The sequence below is a fragment of the Mesorhizobium sp. WSM3626 genome (assembly GCF_000513935.1).
Lineage (GTDB): Bacteria > Pseudomonadota > Alphaproteobacteria > Rhizobiales > Rhizobiaceae > Mesorhizobium > Mesorhizobium salmacidum.
In genome coordinates, this window is record NZ_AZUY01000002.1 from 220,380 (window position 1) to 237,315 (window position 16,936).

Annotated in this window: 15 protein-coding genes; 9 read left to right on the top strand and 6 right to left on the bottom strand. The window is 62.9% G+C overall.

Annotated features, from left to right (window positions below):
- The first annotated feature begins 281 nt into the window (after positions 1 to 281).
- Positions 282 to 1,583, top strand: coding sequence for a PRC-barrel domain-containing protein (locus tag M653_RS0102815; RefSeq protein ID WP_027141918.1), 1,302 nt, complete (start codon positions 282 to 284; stop codon positions 1,581 to 1,583).
- Between the two features lie 44 nt (positions 1,584 to 1,627).
- On the opposite strand, the gene M653_RS0102820 is transcribed toward M653_RS0102815, so the two are convergent.
- Positions 1,628 to 3,172, bottom strand: coding sequence for an alkaline phosphatase family protein (locus tag M653_RS0102820; RefSeq protein WP_027141919.1), 1,545 nt, complete (start codon positions 3,170 to 3,172; stop codon positions 1,628 to 1,630).
- A gap of 225 nt (positions 3,173 to 3,397) precedes the next feature.
- Here M653_RS0102820 and M653_RS0102825 point away from each other — a divergent pair, with 225 nt between their 5' ends.
- From M653_RS0102825 to M653_RS0102840, 4 genes are all read left to right on the top strand, one after another.
- Positions 3,398 to 4,330 carry a VOC family protein gene (locus M653_RS0102825; RefSeq protein WP_027141920.1) on the top strand — a complete coding sequence of 311 codons (933 nt, stop codon included), beginning with the start codon at positions 3,398 to 3,400 and terminating at the stop codon, positions 4,328 to 4,330.
- Between the two features lie 4 nt (positions 4,331 to 4,334).
- Positions 4,335 to 4,955: an alpha/beta hydrolase gene (locus tag M653_RS0102830; RefSeq protein ID WP_027141921.1), complete on the top strand. Its 621-nt coding sequence runs from the start codon at positions 4,335 to 4,337 to the stop codon at positions 4,953 to 4,955.
- Between the two features lie 2 nt (positions 4,956 to 4,957).
- Positions 4,958 to 5,257, top strand: coding sequence for a GNAT family N-acetyltransferase (locus tag M653_RS0102835; RefSeq protein WP_006200562.1), 300 nt, complete (start codon positions 4,958 to 4,960; stop codon positions 5,255 to 5,257).
- A gap of 96 nt (positions 5,258 to 5,353) precedes the next feature.
- On the top strand, positions 5,354 to 6,412 hold the full coding sequence (locus tag M653_RS0102840; protein WP_027141922.1) for a dipeptidase: 1,059 nt from the start codon (positions 5,354 to 5,356) through the stop codon (positions 6,410 to 6,412).
- Between the two features lie 6 nt (positions 6,413 to 6,418).
- Here M653_RS0102840 and M653_RS0102845 read toward each other — a convergent pair whose 3' ends face one another.
- Genes M653_RS0102845 through M653_RS0102860 form a run of 4 tightly spaced genes read right to left on the bottom strand, consistent with a single transcriptional unit; the run spans position 6,419 to position 11,146 of the window.
- Complete coding sequence (locus M653_RS0102845) at positions 6,419 to 6,679, bottom strand: hypothetical protein (RefSeq protein ID WP_027141923.1); 261 nt, start codon at positions 6,677 to 6,679, stop codon at positions 6,419 to 6,421.
- A 2-nt stretch (positions 6,680 to 6,681) separates the two neighbouring features.
- Positions 6,682 to 7,908, bottom strand: a complete 1,227-nt coding sequence (locus M653_RS0102850; RefSeq protein WP_027141924.1) for an aminomethyltransferase family protein — start codon at positions 7,906 to 7,908, stop codon at positions 6,682 to 6,684.
- A gap of 51 nt (positions 7,909 to 7,959) precedes the next feature.
- Positions 7,960 to 9,540 (bottom strand): NAD(P)/FAD-dependent oxidoreductase, encoded by a 1,581-nt coding sequence (locus tag M653_RS0102855; protein ID WP_027141925.1) that lies wholly within the window; start codon positions 9,538 to 9,540, stop codon positions 7,960 to 7,962.
- Entirely contained in the window at positions 9,527 to 11,146 is a 1,620-nt protein-coding gene (locus M653_RS0102860) for an NAD(P)/FAD-dependent oxidoreductase (RefSeq protein WP_027141926.1), read from the bottom strand. The genes M653_RS0102855 and M653_RS0102860 overlap by 14 nt, the downstream gene beginning before the upstream one ends.
- A gap of 448 nt (positions 11,147 to 11,594) precedes the next feature.
- Here M653_RS0102860 and betI point away from each other — a divergent pair, with 448 nt between their 5' ends.
- From betI to M653_RS0102880, 4 genes are all read left to right on the top strand, one after another.
- Positions 11,595 to 12,287 (top strand): transcriptional regulator BetI, encoded by a 693-nt coding sequence (gene betI, locus M653_RS0102865; RefSeq protein ID WP_027141927.1) that lies wholly within the window; start codon positions 11,595 to 11,597, stop codon positions 12,285 to 12,287.
- Positions 12,288 to 12,312: 25 nt separating this feature from the next.
- Positions 12,313 to 13,395 carry an ABC transporter substrate-binding protein gene (locus tag M653_RS0102870; protein ID WP_027141928.1) on the top strand — a complete coding sequence of 361 codons (1,083 nt, stop codon included), beginning with the start codon at positions 12,313 to 12,315 and terminating at the stop codon, positions 13,393 to 13,395.
- A gap of 118 nt (positions 13,396 to 13,513) precedes the next feature.
- On the top strand, positions 13,514 to 14,590 hold the full coding sequence (locus tag M653_RS0102875; protein ID WP_027141929.1) for an extracellular solute-binding protein: 1,077 nt from the start codon (positions 13,514 to 13,516) through the stop codon (positions 14,588 to 14,590).
- A complete protein-coding gene (locus tag M653_RS0102880) occupies positions 14,587 to 15,897 on the top strand; it encodes a flavin monoamine oxidase family protein (RefSeq protein WP_027141930.1) in 1,311 nt (436 codons plus the stop codon). Before M653_RS0102875 ends, M653_RS0102880 begins: the two co-directional genes overlap by 4 nt.
- Here M653_RS0102880 and M653_RS0102885 read toward each other — a convergent pair.
- On the bottom strand, positions 15,861 to 16,934 hold the full coding sequence (locus tag M653_RS0102885; RefSeq protein ID WP_027141931.1) for an ABC transporter ATP-binding protein: 1,074 nt from the start codon (positions 16,932 to 16,934) through the stop codon (positions 15,861 to 15,863). The two genes, M653_RS0102880 and M653_RS0102885, sit on opposite strands and share 37 nt — an antisense overlap.
- Between the last annotated feature and the right edge of the window lie 2 nt (positions 16,935 to 16,936).

Here is a 16,936-nt window from a genome sequence, read left to right on the forward strand (position 1 = left end):
GGCTCCGCTGTTCAATCAAAACTGGCCCAGGCCTGCCTAGCCGGAGTCGAAACGCAGTGGACCAGGAAAGGTTCCGGTTGTGCTGGAATCCAGGCCAGTATCCAAGGTCGGAATTCAGGGGTTGCGTCGGCTGGCGGTTACGCATCCACTTGGTGGTTTTGGTCTCGGATGCCGCGGTTTTTTTGTCGGAACAACAGCATGGTCACGACGTTGTGAACCTGTAGAGATGCCGCGCCCGATCTACGCGGCGTGCACGAAATCAGGCACGAGGAGAGATTATCATGATCCGCACCCTTTTAGCGACAACCGCCCTTGCAACAATGGTTGCAACCGGTGCCTTCGCGCAAAACGCAACCCCAGCCCCCGCGAACCCACCGGCCGCTCAGGAGCCGGCAGCGCCAGTGATCCGGGCGGAAGGCAGCATCGTCACCAATATCATCGGCGAAACCGTCTACAACGGCACTGGTGACAATGCCGAGAATATCGGCAAGGTCACTGACGTGGTGTTTGACAAGGACGGCATGGCGAAGTCGGTCGTCATCGGTGTCGGCGGTTTCCTTGGCGTCGGAACCAAGAACGTCGCCTTCGACTATGACAAGCTGCAATGGGCCGAGAAGAACGGCGACCGCTGGCTCGTGGCCCAGACAACCAAGGACGAGCTGAAGGCGCATCCGGAGTTCGACAGCAAAGCTTATGCGCCGGCCCCGGCCGCACCGACGACTGCCCAGGCGCCGGCTACGTCGACCGACGCAGCACAGAAGCCCGCAGAGGCGAACGCGCAACCGGTGAAACAGGCTGATGGCAACCTGGCCACAAACATCATTGGCGAAAATGTCTACAACGGCACAGGCGATGACGCGCAGAAGATCGGCGACGTCAACGACATCGTACTGACCAAGGAAGGCAAGGCGCAGTCGCTGATCATTGGCGTGGGCGGCTTCCTCGGCATAGGCGAAAAGAACGTCGCCTATGATTTCGCCAAGGCGCAGTGGGCGCAAAAGAATGGCGACCGCTGGCTGGTGGCGCAGACCACCAAGGAAGAGCTGCAGGCCCAGCCGGACTTCAACCGCAAGGCCTATGATCCGGCGCCGGCCACGACGGCATCGAACGCGCCGGCGGCAACCGCGCCGGCAACGGCGCCTGCTGTCACGACAGCCCCCGCTGCCGCTCCGGCGAACAAGACAGCGGCGGCGCCGGCTGACGCCACGGCTCCTGACCAGACGAAGACCGCGGCCATCGACAAGTCGAAGCTGACGGAGATGCCGATCGGCGAGATCAGGGCTGACGATCTGAAGGGCACGACGGTCTATGGCGCCAACGACGCCAAGGTCGGCGAGATCGGCGATGTCGTGCTGACGCCCGACAAGAAAACCGATGCCGTGATCGTCGATGTCGGCGGCTTCCTCGGCATCGGCTCGAAGGAGGTCGCGGTCGGCATGGATAATTTGAAGTTCATGACCGACAAGAACGGCAAGAAGTACCTTTATACGACCTTCACCAAGGAGCAGCTTGAGAAGCAAGCGGCTTACAATAAGGGCTCCTACGCCCAGAAGCGCGACGAGCAGCGCCTCGTCGTCCGGTAGGCAAGGATGCGGGCGGTAGGGGAAATCCCTTACCGCCCTGCTTGCTACCTGGCATATCCAGCCACCCCGTTTTCCGTCAGTTCCCAGAGTGCAAGCGACTGGTCGAGATGTTCGGCCCGCCAGGCAAGCAGCCTTTCGGCGAATTCCAGCCGGGTGGAACGGTGTGCCGGACTGCTGGCGAGGTTCTTCAGTTCGCCAGGGTCGTCCTCCATATCGAAAAGCAGGGGCGGCAAGCCGCCACTAAAATGCACATATTTGAATTTCTGTGTGCGGATGACAGCGAGGTTGCACTGGCGCGAGGTAATACCGAAGTGCTGTTCGGCTTCACCGTCCGCGACCGAGCGGAAGTCGAACTCCCAGTGCGCGGCGTCGCGCCAAACGGCTGGAGTTCCACCGCTCAAGAAGGGTTTCAGCGAGCACCCGTCAAGATGCGGCTCGGGAGCCACGCCGAGCAGGTCGATGAGCGTAGGCAAAATGTCCACCGCTTCGGTGAAGCGATCGATCTTGCTGGCGGCGGCCTTACGGTGGCGTGGATCGCGGATGATCAGCGGGATATGGTAGCTGCCGTCGAAATAGCCGCCCTTGCCCAGCATGAAATGGTCGCCCATCATTTCGGCGTGGTCGGAGGTGAGCACGATGATGGTGTTGTCCCACGCGCCTTCGGTTTTCAGCGCTTGCCATAGGCGGCCGAGCTGCGCGTCGACCTCCGAGATCATGCCGTAATAGATTGCCCGGATACGGCGGAAATCGTCCTCGCTCCAGTCGTGTACCTTGCCCGTGGCGCCGGGGCGGAACTTCGCGCGTTCTTGCCGGCCAAGATCATAGGCGATGTAGGGGTGGCCCTGAGATTCGGCACGCCAACTTTCCGCGCGGTGAAAAGCGGGGCCGGCCGCCGGATCGTATTGGATGTTGTACGGTTCCGGCACGATGAAGGGCGGATGCGGGCTGATAAAGGAAAGATGCGCAAACCATGGCGTGGCTTCCTCTTGCTCGCTCAGCCAGCGGATGAATTCGCCGGCGAGGAAGGCCGTTGGCGTCTGATCCTTCGAGTAGATGGGTGGCGCCTCAGTCACCTCGCCGTCCGCCTCGCCAACGGAGCGATGGATATCAGGACTTCCAGCGCTGGCATCGATGCCCTGCTGCTTCAGCCAGGACAACCACTGCTTCTGATGTTCGGGCAGCAATTGGCGCACAGTGAAGCCGGGCAGCACGCCTTCGTAGCTGTGCGACCGCGGATCGGCCGGTGCAAGCTGGCGCGGATCGAGCGACACATCGGTATAGCCGAACAAGGTCGGATCGTAACCGACGCTGCGCGCGGCAAGCGCAATATTGCCGTGGCGGGCATCGAGCGGTGTGCCGTTGCGACAGACACGGTTGTTCATCTGGTAGAGGCCCGTGTAGAGGCAGGCACGCGCGGGCGAGCACGGAGCCGCACCGCCGTAATGGTGCTTGAACAGCACACCTTCGGCGGCCAGCGCATCGGCATTCGGTGTCTTCACCTGGGCATGGCCGGCAGCCGACAGGCAATCACCGCGCCACTGGTCGCAAGTGATGAGGAGGACATTCGGCCGCCTGCCTTTTCCAGTCACTTGCGCTACCCTTCCCAGTATATTCGAATGCGCACATGCAACCGATTTCCATCAATCGCGCAAGACCAAGGCTGTTGGCCGGATGGTGAACAAGCACCTTCTCATTGTTCACTTTTGAAGCACAGTCCATTCTGTGTTTGCCGCCTTTGCCACAATCGATCGCGTCCTCATATTGGCGTGGACAGCGGCGAGGCCGCACAAGCACCAAGGGAAGGAGCAAAGACCATGCTCGACCAGATCAAGGGCCTGCATCACGTCACCTCGATGGCCAGGGATGCACGGCAGAACAATGATTTCTTCACCCACAAGCTTGGCCTGCGCCGGGTCAAGAAGACGGTCAATTTCGATGCGCCCGACGTCTACCATCTCTACTATGCCGACGAGGTCGGAACGCCGGGTTCGGTGATGACCTATTTCCCGTTTCCCAATATTGGCAAAGGCCGCCATGGCGTCGGCGAAGTCGGCACCACGGTCTACTCCGTGCCGGAAGGCACGCTCGCCTATTGGGAAAAACGCTTCACCGACGAAGGCGTAACCAATGTTGCCCGCGAGGATAGCTTTGGCGAGAAGCGGCTCGGATTTGCCGGCCCGGACGGCGATGGCTTTGCCCTCGTCGAGGACAAGGCCGACAGCAGAGCGCCCTGGGTGAAAGGCGGCATTGCCGCGGACGAGGCGATCCGCGGCTTTCACTCGGTTTCGCTCAGGCTGAAGGATGGCGGCGCCACCGAGGAGCTGTTGAAGTTCATGGGCTACGAGGAGGTCGACAAGTCAGGCAATGTCAGGCGGCTCGCCATCAGGAACGGCAACGGCGCCGATGTCGTCGACATCGAATCGCTGCCGACTGCCCCTTTCGCCGACCTCGGCGCGGGCTCCGTCCATCATGTCGCCTTCTCCGTCGAGAACCGCGCCAAGCAGCTCGAAGTGCGCAAAGCGCTGATGGATACCGGTTATGGCGTGACGCCGGTGATCGATCGCGACTATTTCTGGGCGATCTATTTCCGCACGCCAGGCGGCGTGCTGTTCGAAGTCGCCACCAACGAGCCGGGCTTCGACCGTGATGAGGACACCGCCCATCTCGGCGAGGCGCTGAAGCTGCCCACCCAGCATCAGCACCTGCGGCTCTATCTCGAACAGCATCTGCAGAAGCTGGAGGGCTGAGACGATGAGCAAGGACGCTTTCATCCACAAGGTGCTGCCCGGTTCGCCGGGCGGTTCGCTGCTCTTCGTCTTCCATGGCACGGGCGGCGACGAGAGCCAGCTTGTTTCGCTGGGGCGTGATCTCGCGCCCCAGGCCACCATCATCTCGCCGCGCGGCGATGTTTCCGAACAAGGTGCGGCGCGTTTCTTCCGCCGCACCGGCGAGGGCGTCTATGACATGGACGACCTGGCGCGGGCGACGGGCAAGATGGCTGAATTCGTCAAGGCCCATGTCGAGGCTGCGAAGCCGTCGGCCGTGCTGGGCCTCGGCTATTCCAACGGCGCCAACATCCTGGCCTCGCTGGTGTTCGAAGCCCCTGACCTGTTCGACGCTTCGGTGCTGATGCATCCGCTGATCCCGTTCGAACCGGAGGTGAAAGGCAGCCTTGCCGGCCGTCACATCCTGGTGACCGCCGGCAGGCGCGATCCGATCTGCCCGCCGAACCTGACGGCGCGGCTGGAAGCCTATTTGCGTGCCGATGGCGCCGATGTCACAGTGGAGTGGCACGACGGCGGGCATGAGGTGCGGCCAAACGAAATCGAGGCGGCGCGGCGGCTTTTTGCCGGTGTCGTCCAAGGAGTGTAGAGATGCCCGATCAATTGCCAGAGATCGAACTTGAAGATCGCGGATCCAAGGGTCGCTACTTCCTGCGCGGCCCCGGCGGCGCCGAGGCCGAGATGACCTTCACCAAGATCGGCGAGCACCAGCTCATCATCGACCACACCGAAGTGCCGGACGCCTTTCGCGGCCAGGGCGCCGGGCTTCGGCTCGTCACCCGCGCCGTCGAGGACGCGCGGGCAGCGGGCAAGAAGATCATTCCGCTCTGCCCGTTCGCCAACGCCCAGTTCCGCCGCCATCCGGAATGGGCCGACGTGCTGAAGCAGTAGGTCGGACAGGCTTTGTCATTTGCGCGGGTAGCACATCGTGCCTAAGTGGGTATGATATATCGCTCCCGCGCCGATGAACGAACCGAATGACCCCCTATGACAGACTCCGACTTCGTCCCCGTCTTCGACGGCCATAACGACACGCTGCTGAGGCTCTATCAGTCCAAGGACAGCGACGTCGAAAAGCTGTTCATCGACGGGAAATCGGGCGGCCATATCGACCTGCCGCGCGCGAAGGCCGGCGGATTCGCCGGCGGCATGTTCGCCATCTTCCCGCCGCCGGTCGAGAAAGCGCGGCGCAGCGCCGTGCCTTCGGCGCCGAGCGACAGCGAGCCGCTGCCGCCCGAGGTTCCGCGCGCCGATGCGCTCAACTCGACGATCGCCATGGCGTCCATCCTGTTCCGGCTTGAGCGCGCCGGCGCATTGGCGATCTGCCGCAGTGCCGGCGACGTGCGCAACGCCATGGCACAAGGCACGATTGCCGCGGTGTTCCACATCGAGGGCGTCGAGGCGATCGATCCCGAACTCACCATGCTCGACGTTCTGCATGCCGCGGGCCTGCGTTCGCTCGGCATCGTCTGGAGCCGGCCGAATGCGTTCGGTAATGGCGTGCCGTTCCGCTTTCCGTCCTCGCCCGATACCGGACCTGGCCTGACCGATGCCGGCAAGGCGCTGGTCAAGGCCTGCAATGAACTGAAGATCATGATCGACCTCTCGCATCTCAACGAGAAGGGCTTCCGCGATGTTGCAGCACTTAGCGATGCGCCGCTGGTCGCCACCCACTCCAACGTGCACGCGATCTGCGGCCATTCGCGCAATCTGACGGACTGGCAGCTCGGAGCGATCCGCGAGTCCGGCGGCATGGTCGGCCTCAACTTCGCCACCGGCTTCCTGCGCGAGGACGGCCGCATGAATGCCGACACCAGCCTCGACATCATGGTGCGCCATATCGATTCCCTGCTGCAGGCTTTGGGCGAGGACGGCGTCGGTCTCGGCTCGGATTTCGACGGTGCCATGATCCCGGCCGTCATCGGCGACGTCGCTGGCCTGCCGAAACTCATCGATGCGCTGGCGGCACGCGGTTTCGGCCGCGCGCTGATCGAAAAGATCGCCTACCGCAACTGGCTGAGCATGCTGGAAAGAACGATAGGTTAGAGTGGCTTATTCGAAGCCCATGCGCTTCAGCCAGTCCTTGCCGACGCCACGATCGCGAATGATCGGCAAGGGGTTTTCCGCATCCAACCGCGCGCAGATGCGGTAGACTTCGAGGGTCTCGGCGCTCATCTCGCCCTGCTTGTAGAAGAACATGGCGGCGGCATAGCGCGTGCGGCCGGACCATTTCTCGCCGAGCGGCGTGTTGACCAGCTCCCACTGCTCGGCGGCTTCGCCTTCTTCCTGGTGCTTGCCCGCTTCCTCGGTCATGGTCAGAAATCCGATGGCGGGTTGGCGGTGCGGCGGTCGAGCTTTATGAAGGGCCGCGCCACGACCTTGGCCCGTTTCATCAGCTTCTGGTACTGCAGCTCGCGCATGGCGTAGATCTCGACCCAGAGGTCCTCCACGACAGTATCACCATAGGGCCGCGTCAGCGAGGCGATGGCGATGTTGCGCTTGGCCATCGGCGACCACATGGCGGCGCTGACCAGGCCGACGTCCTTTGACTTCTTGTGGTAGACGATCGCGTGTTCGGCCGGGATGTTGCCCTCGATCTCCAGCCCGACCAGGACATGGCGCAGCTTGCGTTTCGCCCTCGCTTCGAGGATGGCACGACGGCCGTTGAAATGGCCTTTTTCCAGATCGATCATGAAGCCGAGCCCGATCTCATCGGGCATGCGCCGGCGGTCGGCGCGAATGGCGTGTTCGGCGGTGGTGAAATCGGCATTGGCGACGATCAGCCCGGCTTCGAGCCTAGCCCGATTGAGCGCGGTGTAGCCGATGGCGCGGATGCCGCGAAGTTCGCCCGCGGCCATCGACCGGTCCCACAGGCTGAGCGCCTTGTCGGCGGGCACGAACAGCTCGTAGCCGAGATCACCGGTAAAGCCGGTGCGCGAGATGGTGGCCGTGCCGTCGTCGTGCGGGAACTCGGCAAGGTCGAATATTTTCAGCTTCTCGACACCGGCGAAACCGGCATCGCGCAGCACGGCGAAGGCGGTTGGGCCCTGCAAGGCGAGCCCGGCGACGGCCTCGGTTTCTTCCTCGACAATGACGTCGAAGCCAAGGGCACTGTCCAGCAGCCACGGCAGATGCCGCTCCTGCGAACACAGCCGGAAGCGTGTCGGCGACAAGCGAAAAAGCGTACCATCATCCAGGACAAAACCTTCGTCGTCACACCACGCGGTGTAATGAACACGGCCGGGCCTGAGCTTGGTGACATCGCGCAAGGTGACGTGGTCGAGGAAGGCTTCGGCATCCGGTCCCTCGATCCGGTATTTGGTCATCGGCGAGATGTCGAACAGTGCTGCCTGGCTGCGGACGGCGAAATATTCGAGCTCCTCGTCCCAAAGCGAATGCGGCGCGCGGTAGCCGGCCCAATTGTACCAGTCCTGGGTCTTGGCTAGGGCGTCGATACGCGGTTGGAACGGCGTGCCAATGCGCAGCGTGCGGAAGTGGGATTGCGCCAGGGTGCGGACCGCGTTGTCGAGCTGACTGGTCATGGCAGCGTTCCTTCGCAGTGGAAGGCGGTGTTGGCCAACTGAGACATCCCGTCACCCTTTCATCGCGATGATGTGCCGTGCCGCGTTCAAGCCGGGCGCACCCGAAACACCACCACCGGGATGCGAACCCACACCGGCCAGGAACAGCCCGTCGAGCGGCGTGTCGTAGCCCGACCAGCCGGAGACGGGGCGCGAGATCAGCATCTGATCGGCCTGCAGTTCACCATGGTGCCAGTGGCCGCCCGGCATGCGGAAGCGCTTCTCGATGTCGGCAGGGGTGAGCAGTTCGGCCTGAACCACCGTCTTGCCTATGCCAGGCGCGTAGGCTTCCAACTGAGCCTTGATAGCCTCGAGGAATTTCGGCTTGCCGGCATCCCAGCCTTCCTTCAGTGCATAAGGCGCATATTGCACCACGGCCGACAGCACGCAGGCACCGCCTGGCGCCAGCGATGGGTCCGCAAGGCTGGGCAAGGTGATTTCCATCACCGGCTCGGGCGAGAACTCGCCATATTTGGATGGATTGAAGGCACGCTCGACATGGTCTGGGGAGGGCGCAATGACCATCCGCCCCTTGCTGCCGGCAGCATCGACCCCGGAAAATTGCGGCGGCCGGTCGAGCGCCAAATGGAGCTTGGCGGTATTGCCCTTCATGCGGATATTTCTGACCTTGCGCATGAAGCCGGTGTCGATCCCGCGCGGCCCGACAAGATCGAGGAAGGTGGTCGCCGGATTGATGGCGGAGACGATCGTCCTGGCGCGAAGCTCCTCGCTATTGTCGAGGACGACGCCGACGGCGCGGCCTTTCTCGACAATGATCCTTGCGACGGGCACCGACGTGCGGATCGTGACGCCAGCCTTTTCGGCGGCAGCGCGGAGGGCGGCGACCACCGCGCCCATGCCGCCCTGTGGCAGTATCTGCGCTCCGGCCGCACCGCCGATCTCTCCGGCCAGACGATAATAGAGGCCGAGCAGCGAGGTCGGCGAGCGCGGGCCAAGATGGCTGCCGAGCGTGGCATCGAAGGCGAGCAGGCCTTTCAGCCTGTCGTCGGTGAGCTGCTCGTCAAGCAGGTCGGCAACGTTCATCAAAAGCACGCGCAGGAAGTCGCGCATGTCTTCCTTGCCAAGTTTCTTCAGCGCCAGCGCGGTCTGGCCAAGTGCCGCGCCTTCGAGCAGCGACATGCCGCCGAGATCGGGCGGGCGTCGAGAGAGGAAGGGCTTCAGGATGCCGGCGTAGCGCAGCAGTTGCGCGCGCAATTCCTTCCAGGGGGACTGTTCCGACGAACTGGCGCCGGTCAGCACCTCGCCATAGGCGCCATGCAGGACAAGCGGCGGTCCGTCTTTCGACAAAACGGCCGACGGGGCGAAGTCGGCGCGGGCGATTTGCAGCCCGTGTTGTTCCAGCTCCAGCGTCTTCACCACATCGGGATGCAGCCGGTTCAGCACATGCGCGACCGACGAGATGCGAAAGCCGGGCGCGAATTCCTCGGTGCGCGCGCCGCCGCCGAGCTCGGTTCCGGCTTCCAGCACCAGCACCTTGCGGCCGGCCTTCGCCAGCGTGGCCGCGGCGACAAGCCCGTTGTGGCCGCCGCCAATGACAAGCACATCCCATTTTGGCGCATCAAATGACGTCATGGGCCGGGCTCATATGCGAGGTGGATTTTGCGAGATCGCGCAGAATTTCGGCCGCGGCATTGCGTCCGGGCGCGCCCATGACGCCGCCGCCGGGATGGGTCGAGGAACCGCACATATAGAGCCCGCTGAGCGGTGAACGATACTGCGCGTAGCCTGGCACTGGGCGGTTGAACAGCAGCTGGTCGAAGGTGAGTTCGCCCTGAAAGATGTTGCCTTCGGTGAGGCCGACCTCGGCTTCGATCTCGCGCGGCGTGCGCACCTCGATGTGGACGATGCGCTCGCGAAAACCCGGCGAATACTCAGCGATCTGCGCGACCACGCTTTCGGCAAAACCGTCGCGATCGGCGTCCGTCCACTCGCGACCCGCGATCTTGGGCGGCGCGTACTGCACGAAGCAGCTCATGAAATGCTTGCCAGGCGGCGCCATGGTCGGGTCGAGCGTCGTCGGTATGACCATGTCGAGGAAGGGATCGGCGGACCAGCGGCCGGCCTTCCAGTCGTCATAGGCGCGCTCCATGCGCTCCATCGAATCGGTGAAATGCATGTCGCCGCGGTAGACCGGCGAGTCCTTCGGAAGTGCGGGAAATTCCGGCAGCGAATCGAGTGCGATGTTGACCTTGCCTGAGGAGCCCCGGATCTTGAAATTCTTGACCCGGCGCAGGAAGATGTCGGGCAGTTCCTTCTCCTCGACCAGCTTCAGGAAGGTGCGCTTCACGTCGGCATTGGAGACGACCAGCTTGCCGTAAATCTCCTCGCCGCCGGCCAGAACGACGCCTTTCGCCTTGCCTCTGTTCACCAGCACGTGGTCGACTTCGGCGCCGGTGCGGATGGTTCCACCCGAGGCCTTGAAGGAAGCGGCCAGTGCCTTGGTGACCGCGCCCATGCCGCCGCGCGCATAGCCCCAGGCACCGACCGAACCGTCGACCTCGCCCATATAGTGGTGCAGCAGGACGTAAGCCGTGCCGGGCGACATCGGCCCGAGTGCCGTGCCAATGATGCCGGACAGCGCGAAGTTCGCCTTGATGACATCGGTCTCGAAATATTCGTCGAGGAAGTCCGAGATCGACATGGTCCAGAAGCGCAGGGTCAGCGCCATTTCCTCGGCGGAGAGACCGGCGAATTTCTTGCCGAGATAGAGCAGTTCGCCGAGATCGCGCGGGCGCAGGCTGGTCGGATCCGGCGCGGTGCGCATCAGCAGCGGCTGGATGAAGCGGCATTGTCGCGTCACGTCGCGGGCGTAGCGGTCATAGGCCTCGGCATCCCTTTTGGAGAAGCGGGCGAATTCGCGCCGGTGCGCGTCGTGGTCGCGGTAGTTGGCGAGATAATCGCCATCCCGGGTGAAGACCGCGCCGCCTTCATAGGAAATCACCTGCAGGCCGAAACGCGGCAGCCCGAGATCACGCATGATCTCGGGCCGGAACAGCGAGCAGACATAAGAGCAGTTGGAATAGAGAAAGCCCGGCGTCAGCTCGCGGCTGGTGGCGGCACCGCCGACCCAGTCGTTCTTCTCCACCACCAGTACGTCAAGACCGGCGCGCTGCAGGTAACAGGCGTTGACCAGGCCGTTGTGTCCGCCGCCGATGATGATCGCGTCCCAAGCTTTCATTTTGGCCCAGTTCTCATCTGCGACCCGCTCTTCATTTTCGCGTGATCTGTTCCCGAATACGAGGAATTTGGCATGGTGTCAGCCATTCTGTCCAGCCATTCTGAATGAATGTTCAACAAATGATGTTGCGTTTTTCCAGACATGGATTACGCTTTGCCGGCGTTCGAAACAGGCATTCGTCCATTGGGGACCGGGGGCTGATGATCGAAACGGCGGAGGCCGAGCCGGAGTATGACTACACCGCCACCCGCTCCTGGAGGCGCTATGGGGTTGAAGGGATCGCTATTCGGCCGTTGCTGCCGTGGTCGGTCGGCCTGTGTCGACAACATTCGAACCTGGGAAGCCATGCAGAAGGTGCTTGACAGTGGCGAGCACCGTCCCACTCATCTTCGCGGGTGGAAGCCGGACGCAAAGGGATAGCCGGCGATGCTGGAGACCATCCATACGCATGAAGACGCCAGACGCCAGGGACGCGCTCCTTGAACCCGTACGAAAGGCTGAATCCGAAAAGCGCGGGCGCAAGGCCGCGAAGGAGGTCAGGCAGCTTCAGCTTATCGAGGCGACGATCGATTCGCTGGCCAAGCGCGGCTATTCGGAAACGACGATGGCCGATGTCGCCGATGGCGCCGGTCTGTCGCGCGGCATCGTCAATTTCCATTTCGAGAGCAAGGAAAAGCTGCTCGTCGCGACCTTGCAGTACATGTATGACGAATACTCGGCGCATTGGCGCAATGCGCTGCACAAGGCAGGCGACGATCCTGCCGACCAGCTCCAGGCGCTGGTCGCGGCCGATTTCGACCGCTCGATCTGCAACAAGCGCAAGCTTGCCGCCTGGTGCGCCTTCTGGGGCGAGGCCAAATCGCGGCCGACCTACCAGGCGCTGAGCAGCGCGCGGGATGCCGTTTACCAGAATATTTTCATCGACCTCTGCACGGCGCTCAAGCAAAACAGCGGCTATGCCTACGAGCCGCAGGTCATGGCGCTGGCTCTAAGCGCCATGCTGGAAGGCTTGTGGCTGCGGTTGATGATGGGCACCGAGGACACGACCCGCGAGACGGCCTTGCAGGCGGCCAATGAATTCCTGTCGGCGGCTTTCCCGAAACATTACCCGCGGAAGGCGGCCGGCCCAACGAAATCATAAGAAAACCACAGAGGATGGAGCAGCAATGAAGACACTGACAAGACGCCTGACACTGACGCTTGCACTGGCCGGTGCACTGGCGGCTTCCGCCGCCGCCCTGGCGATCGCCGCCGACAAGGATCTTATCGTGTTCGACTGGTCCGGCTACGAGGCCCCGGGCTTCCACCCGAAATACGTCGAGAAGAACGGCGATTCGCCGACCTTCGCCTTCTTCGGCGATGAGGACGAGGCGTTCGAGAAGGTCCGTTCCGGCTTCAAGGCCGACCTTGGCCATCCCTGCTCGCAGAGCGTGGTGAAGTGGCGCGAGGCTGGCCTGCTGCAGCCGCTCGACACCTCTAGGATCACGGGCTGGAAGGACCTCAATCCCGGCATCATGGCGATGAAGAATCTCGCCACGACCGATGACGGAAAAGCCTGGTTCATGCCCTGGGACTGGGGCAATACGCAGCTTACCTACAATTCCTCCAAGATCGACGAGAAGGACGTGCAGTCGCTGAAGGCGTTTGCCGATCCGAAGTTCAAGGGCCGGGTCTCGATCGGCGACAATGTCGACGATGCCTATGCGCTGGCGAGCCTCGCCATCGGCCTGAGGGACTGGACCAAGATGACCGACGACCAGTTCAAGCAGGCCTCCGACTTCCTGCGCCAAGTACACAAGAACGTGCGCTCCTACTGGACCGACACCACCGACGTCGTCCAGCTTCTGAGCGGCGGCGAGGTCGATCTCGCCTGGGCCTGGAACGATGCGACCGTGCAGTCGGCCGCCGCCGGCGTGCCGATCAAGTCGAAGAAGGACACGGCGGAAGGCATCTCGACCTGGGTCTGCGGCTATGTGCTGTTCAAGGACTCACCCGGCAATACCGACAAGGCCTATGATTATCTCAACGCAGTCAACGATCCGGAGATCGCCAAGGTGCTGGTCAAGGATTGGGGCTACGGCCAGGCCAATGCCAAGGGCATGGCCGGCGTCGATCAGGCCGTCCTGAAGGAAAAGGGCTATGACGACGTGCAGAAATTCGTCGACAAGACGCTGTTCCAGCAGCCGCTGCCGTCAGATCTCAAGCTCAAGATGATCGCCGAGTTCGAGAAGATCAAAGCGGGCTATTAAGCCTTTGACTGCGGACCCGTCCGTGCGCCGGCAGGAGCGGCCGATGGGCTCGCCAAAGCGCTTGAATTTGCCTAACCTCGCTCTCGGCATATTTCGCGATGGGGGAGTTTTTCGCACCATGAATTCCGTGCTTCGCCGCCTTGTCATCGCCGCTGCCTGCACGTTCGGTGCCGGCGCGGTTTATGCGCTCGCCGAAGGCGGCGGCGACCTCGTCGTGTTCGACTGGTCGGGCTATGAGGACCCGCTGCTACACCCGGCCTACACGACCAAATACGGCGCCGAGCCGACCTTTGCTTTCTTCGGTGACGAGGACGAGGCCTTCGAGAAGATGCGGGCGGGTTTCAAGGCCGATATCGCGCATCCCTGCTCGCAAAGCGTGGTGAAGTGGCGCGAAGCCGGCATGCTGCGGCCGCTCGACACGTCCAGGATAGAAGGCTGGAAAGACCTCAATCCCGGTATCATGGCGATGAAGGATCTCGCCGTCACCGCCGACGGCAAGGCCTGGTTCATGCCATTCGACTGGGGCAACACCTCGCTGCTCTACCGCACCGACAAGGTGACGGCCGAACAGGCACAGTCGCTCAAGATCTTCGCCGATCCGCGGTTCAAGGGCCGCGTCACCATCGGCGACAATGTCGATGACGCCTATGCCTTGGCGAGTTTGGTCATCGGTCTCAAGGACTGGACCAAGATGACCGACGACCAGTTCAAGCAGGCGTCCGCTTTCCTACGCGACGTGCACAAGAACATCCGTTTCTACTGGACCGACGACACCGACCTCAACCAGGCCTTTATCGGCAACGAAGTCGATCTTGTGTGGGGCTGGAACGAGACCTTCGTGACGCTGAAGGGACAGGGCCTGCCGATCGCCATGAACCGAGAGACCAAGGAAGGGATTTCGACCTGGGTATGCGGCTATGTGCTGATGAAGGATGCGCCAGGCAAGCTCGACGAGGCCTATGATTTCCTCAGCGCCGTCAACGCGCCCGGCGTGTCGGACTATTTGGTCAAGACCTTCGGCTACGGCCACGGCAATGGCGCCGGGATGGCTGAAATCGACCACAAGGTGCTGGCCGACCGCGGCTTCGACAATCTCGACAAGTTCCTCGACAAGACCCTGTTCCAGCAGCCGGTACCGCCGGAGCTGAAGAAGCGCATGATCGACGAGTTCGAGAAGATCAAGGCTGGCTATTGAACGACAAGATCAAAAGAACCGACGTCGTTATCGTCGGCGCCGGCTTCACCGGCCTATCGGCCGCGATTGAATTGAAGCGCGCCGGCGTCGACTTCGTGCTGGTGGAGGCCCGCGATCGTGTCGGCGGCCGCGTCGAGACCGTGCGAAACGGACTTGGCGAGCGCATCGACAGCGGCGGCCAATTCCTGTGCGAGGACATGCCGCAACTGATGGAACTGGCCCGGGCTCGCGGCAAGACATTCGTCGAGACTTACGTCGAGGGTGATTTCATCACCCACCCGTCAATGTCGGTCGACCAGGCCGAGCGGACCTATCACGCCGCTATGGCAATCCGCGAGCGCATGAACAGGATCGAGCCCAACGATCCTGCCATTGCGGGATTGACCGTTGCCAGGTGGCTGGAGACGCAGGATGACGCGGGCGAGGCCAAGGCGGCCTTCCGGTCGATGATCGAAGGCTTGTGGTGCCTGGCATTGGAGAAGGTGCCACTGTGGTATCTCATCGACAATGACCGGCGCATCACCAACGAGGTGCCGGAGCTGCAATATTCCCTGCGCGAGACCATGCAGTCGATGGCCGATGATCTGGCCGAGGACCTCGGCGGCTGTGTGAGGCTCGGTGAACCGGTGACCCGCATCGAATACGGTCCGCCAGGGGTTCGGGTTGTCTCGATCAATGGCGTGGTCGAAGCGCGCGAAGTTCTGGTCGCCGTGCCGCCGGCGACAGCCGCGAGGCTCGATTTTACGCCAGCCTTGCCAGCAGCCCTGGAAACGGCGCTCGGCGCCTGGGAAAGCGGCGCGGTGATCAAGATCCTGGTGCGCTATCCCAAGCCATTCTGGCGCGAACGGAATTTGAGCGGGATGGTGATGTGGCGGGATCTGCCGGGGCTGTTTGCCTGCGACGCCAGCAGGGATTCCGAGCATGCGGCGCTAGTCGTCTTCGTTGGCGGGCCGCTGGCGCTGCGCTGGCACGAACTCGGCGAGGCGGACCTGCGGGCGCAGGTGACGACGAAGCTTGTGGAGGCTCTCGGTTCCGATGCCGCCGATAGTCTCGATTTCAACCGCCGCGACTGGACGCATGATGGTTGGAGCGGCGGTGCCTATAGCGACCTGATCGTCGATGTGACGGCGAGGGATGCCGAGCGCACCATTCTTGCCGGTGCGCCGCCGGTGCATTTCGCTTCGTCGGAACTGTCGCCGTCATTCCCGGGCTATGTCGAAGGCGCGATCGTGGCCGGGCGCATCGCGGCGCGCAGGATCATCGCCGATGTTCAGTCGGCCATCGCGACCAGGGCTTCGGGATCGTAGGCGAGGCGGATGGAGGTGCCGACCGGGATATCATCGGCACCGAAATCGTTGGTCTCGGTCACCGATAGCGGCTTTTCCAGCCCGGGGATCTCGACGATCAGATGGGTGATCTCGCCGAAATAATGGCGCTCGACCACCTTGCCGGCGACCTCGAACTTGGCTGTCGCATTGTCCCATAGCACGCGCAGGCGCTCCGGCCTGATGCCGAGCGTGGCGCCGCCGCCGTTGCGCACGAAAGCCTTGGGCTTGTCGGTCTTGATGCGGCCGAAACCCAGCGTGTCGACGATCAGCGAGGCGCCGTTCTCCTCGACGATCTCGGCCTTGACGAAGTTCATGCCGCCAAGGAAGTCGGCGACCTGGCGGTTGACCGGGCGCTGGTAGATTTCCTTCGGCGAGGCGACCTGGGCGATCTTGCCGCCGAACATCACGGCGATGCGGTCGGACATGGCGAGCGCCTCGTACTGGTCGTGGGTGACCAATACGAAGGTGATGCCGACGGCCTGCTGCAGGCGGCGCAGTTCGACCTGCATCTGCTCGCGCAGCTTCTTGTCGAGCGCCGAGAGCGGCTCGTCGAGCAAAAGCACCTTGGGCCGCATCACCAGGGCGCGGGCAAGCGCGACGCGCTGGCGTTGGCCGCCGGAAAGCTCCGTGGCAAGCCGTTTGCCGAGGCCGGTGAGCGAGACCTGCGCCAACGCTTCCTCGACGCGGCGCTTCTCCTCGCCGCCCCGCAGCTTCAGCCGCTTCAGTCCGTAGGCGACGTTCTGCTCGACATTGAGGTGCGGGAAGATCGCATAGCTCTGGAACACCATGTTGGTCGGCCGGCGGTTGGCCGGGATGCCTTCCATGGACTGGCCGCCAACCGCGATCGAACCGCTGGTCGGATTGTCGAATCCGGCGATCATGCGCAAAAGCGTGGTCTTGCCGCAGCCGGACGGACCAAGCAGCGAGAAGAACTCGCCTTCCCTGATGGTCAGGGAGGCGTCGTCCAGCGCCCTGAAGGCTCCGTAGCTGCGGGTGACGCTGCGGATCTCGATCATCG

Coding starts and splice junctions, on each gene's coding strand:
- M653_RS0102815 (WP_027141918.1), top strand. CDS start 282: ATGATCCGCACCCTTTTAGCGACAACCGCCCTTGCAACAATGGTTGCA.
- M653_RS0102825 (WP_027141920.1), top strand. CDS start 3,398: ATGCTCGACCAGATCAAGGGCCTGCATCACGTCACCTCGATGGCCAGG.
- M653_RS0102830 (WP_027141921.1), top strand. CDS start 4,335: ATGAGCAAGGACGCTTTCATCCACAAGGTGCTGCCCGGTTCGCCGGGC.
- M653_RS0102835 (WP_006200562.1), top strand. CDS start 4,958: ATGCCCGATCAATTGCCAGAGATCGAACTTGAAGATCGCGGATCCAAG.
- M653_RS0102840 (WP_027141922.1), top strand. CDS start 5,354: ATGACAGACTCCGACTTCGTCCCCGTCTTCGACGGCCATAACGACACG.
- M653_RS0102845 (WP_027141923.1), bottom strand. CDS start 6,679: ATGACCGAGGAAGCGGGCAAGCACCAGGAAGAAGGCGAAGCCGCCGAG.
- M653_RS0102850 (WP_027141924.1), bottom strand. CDS start 7,908: ATGACCAGTCAGCTCGACAACGCGGTCCGCACCCTGGCGCAATCCCAC.
- M653_RS0102855 (WP_027141925.1), bottom strand. CDS start 9,540: ATGACGTCATTTGATGCGCCAAAATGGGATGTGCTTGTCATTGGCGGC.
- M653_RS0102860 (WP_027141926.1), bottom strand. CDS start 11,146: ATGAAAGCTTGGGACGCGATCATCATCGGCGGCGGACACAACGGCCTG.
- betI (WP_027141927.1), top strand. CDS start 11,595: ATGAAGACGCCAGACGCCAGGGACGCGCTCCTTGAACCCGTACGAAAG.
- M653_RS0102870 (WP_027141928.1), top strand. CDS start 12,313: ATGAAGACACTGACAAGACGCCTGACACTGACGCTTGCACTGGCCGGT.
- M653_RS0102875 (WP_027141929.1), top strand. CDS start 13,514: ATGAATTCCGTGCTTCGCCGCCTTGTCATCGCCGCTGCCTGCACGTTC.
- M653_RS0102885 (WP_027141931.1), bottom strand. CDS start 16,934: ATGATCGAGATCCGCAGCGTCACCCGCAGCTACGGAGCCTTCAGGGCG.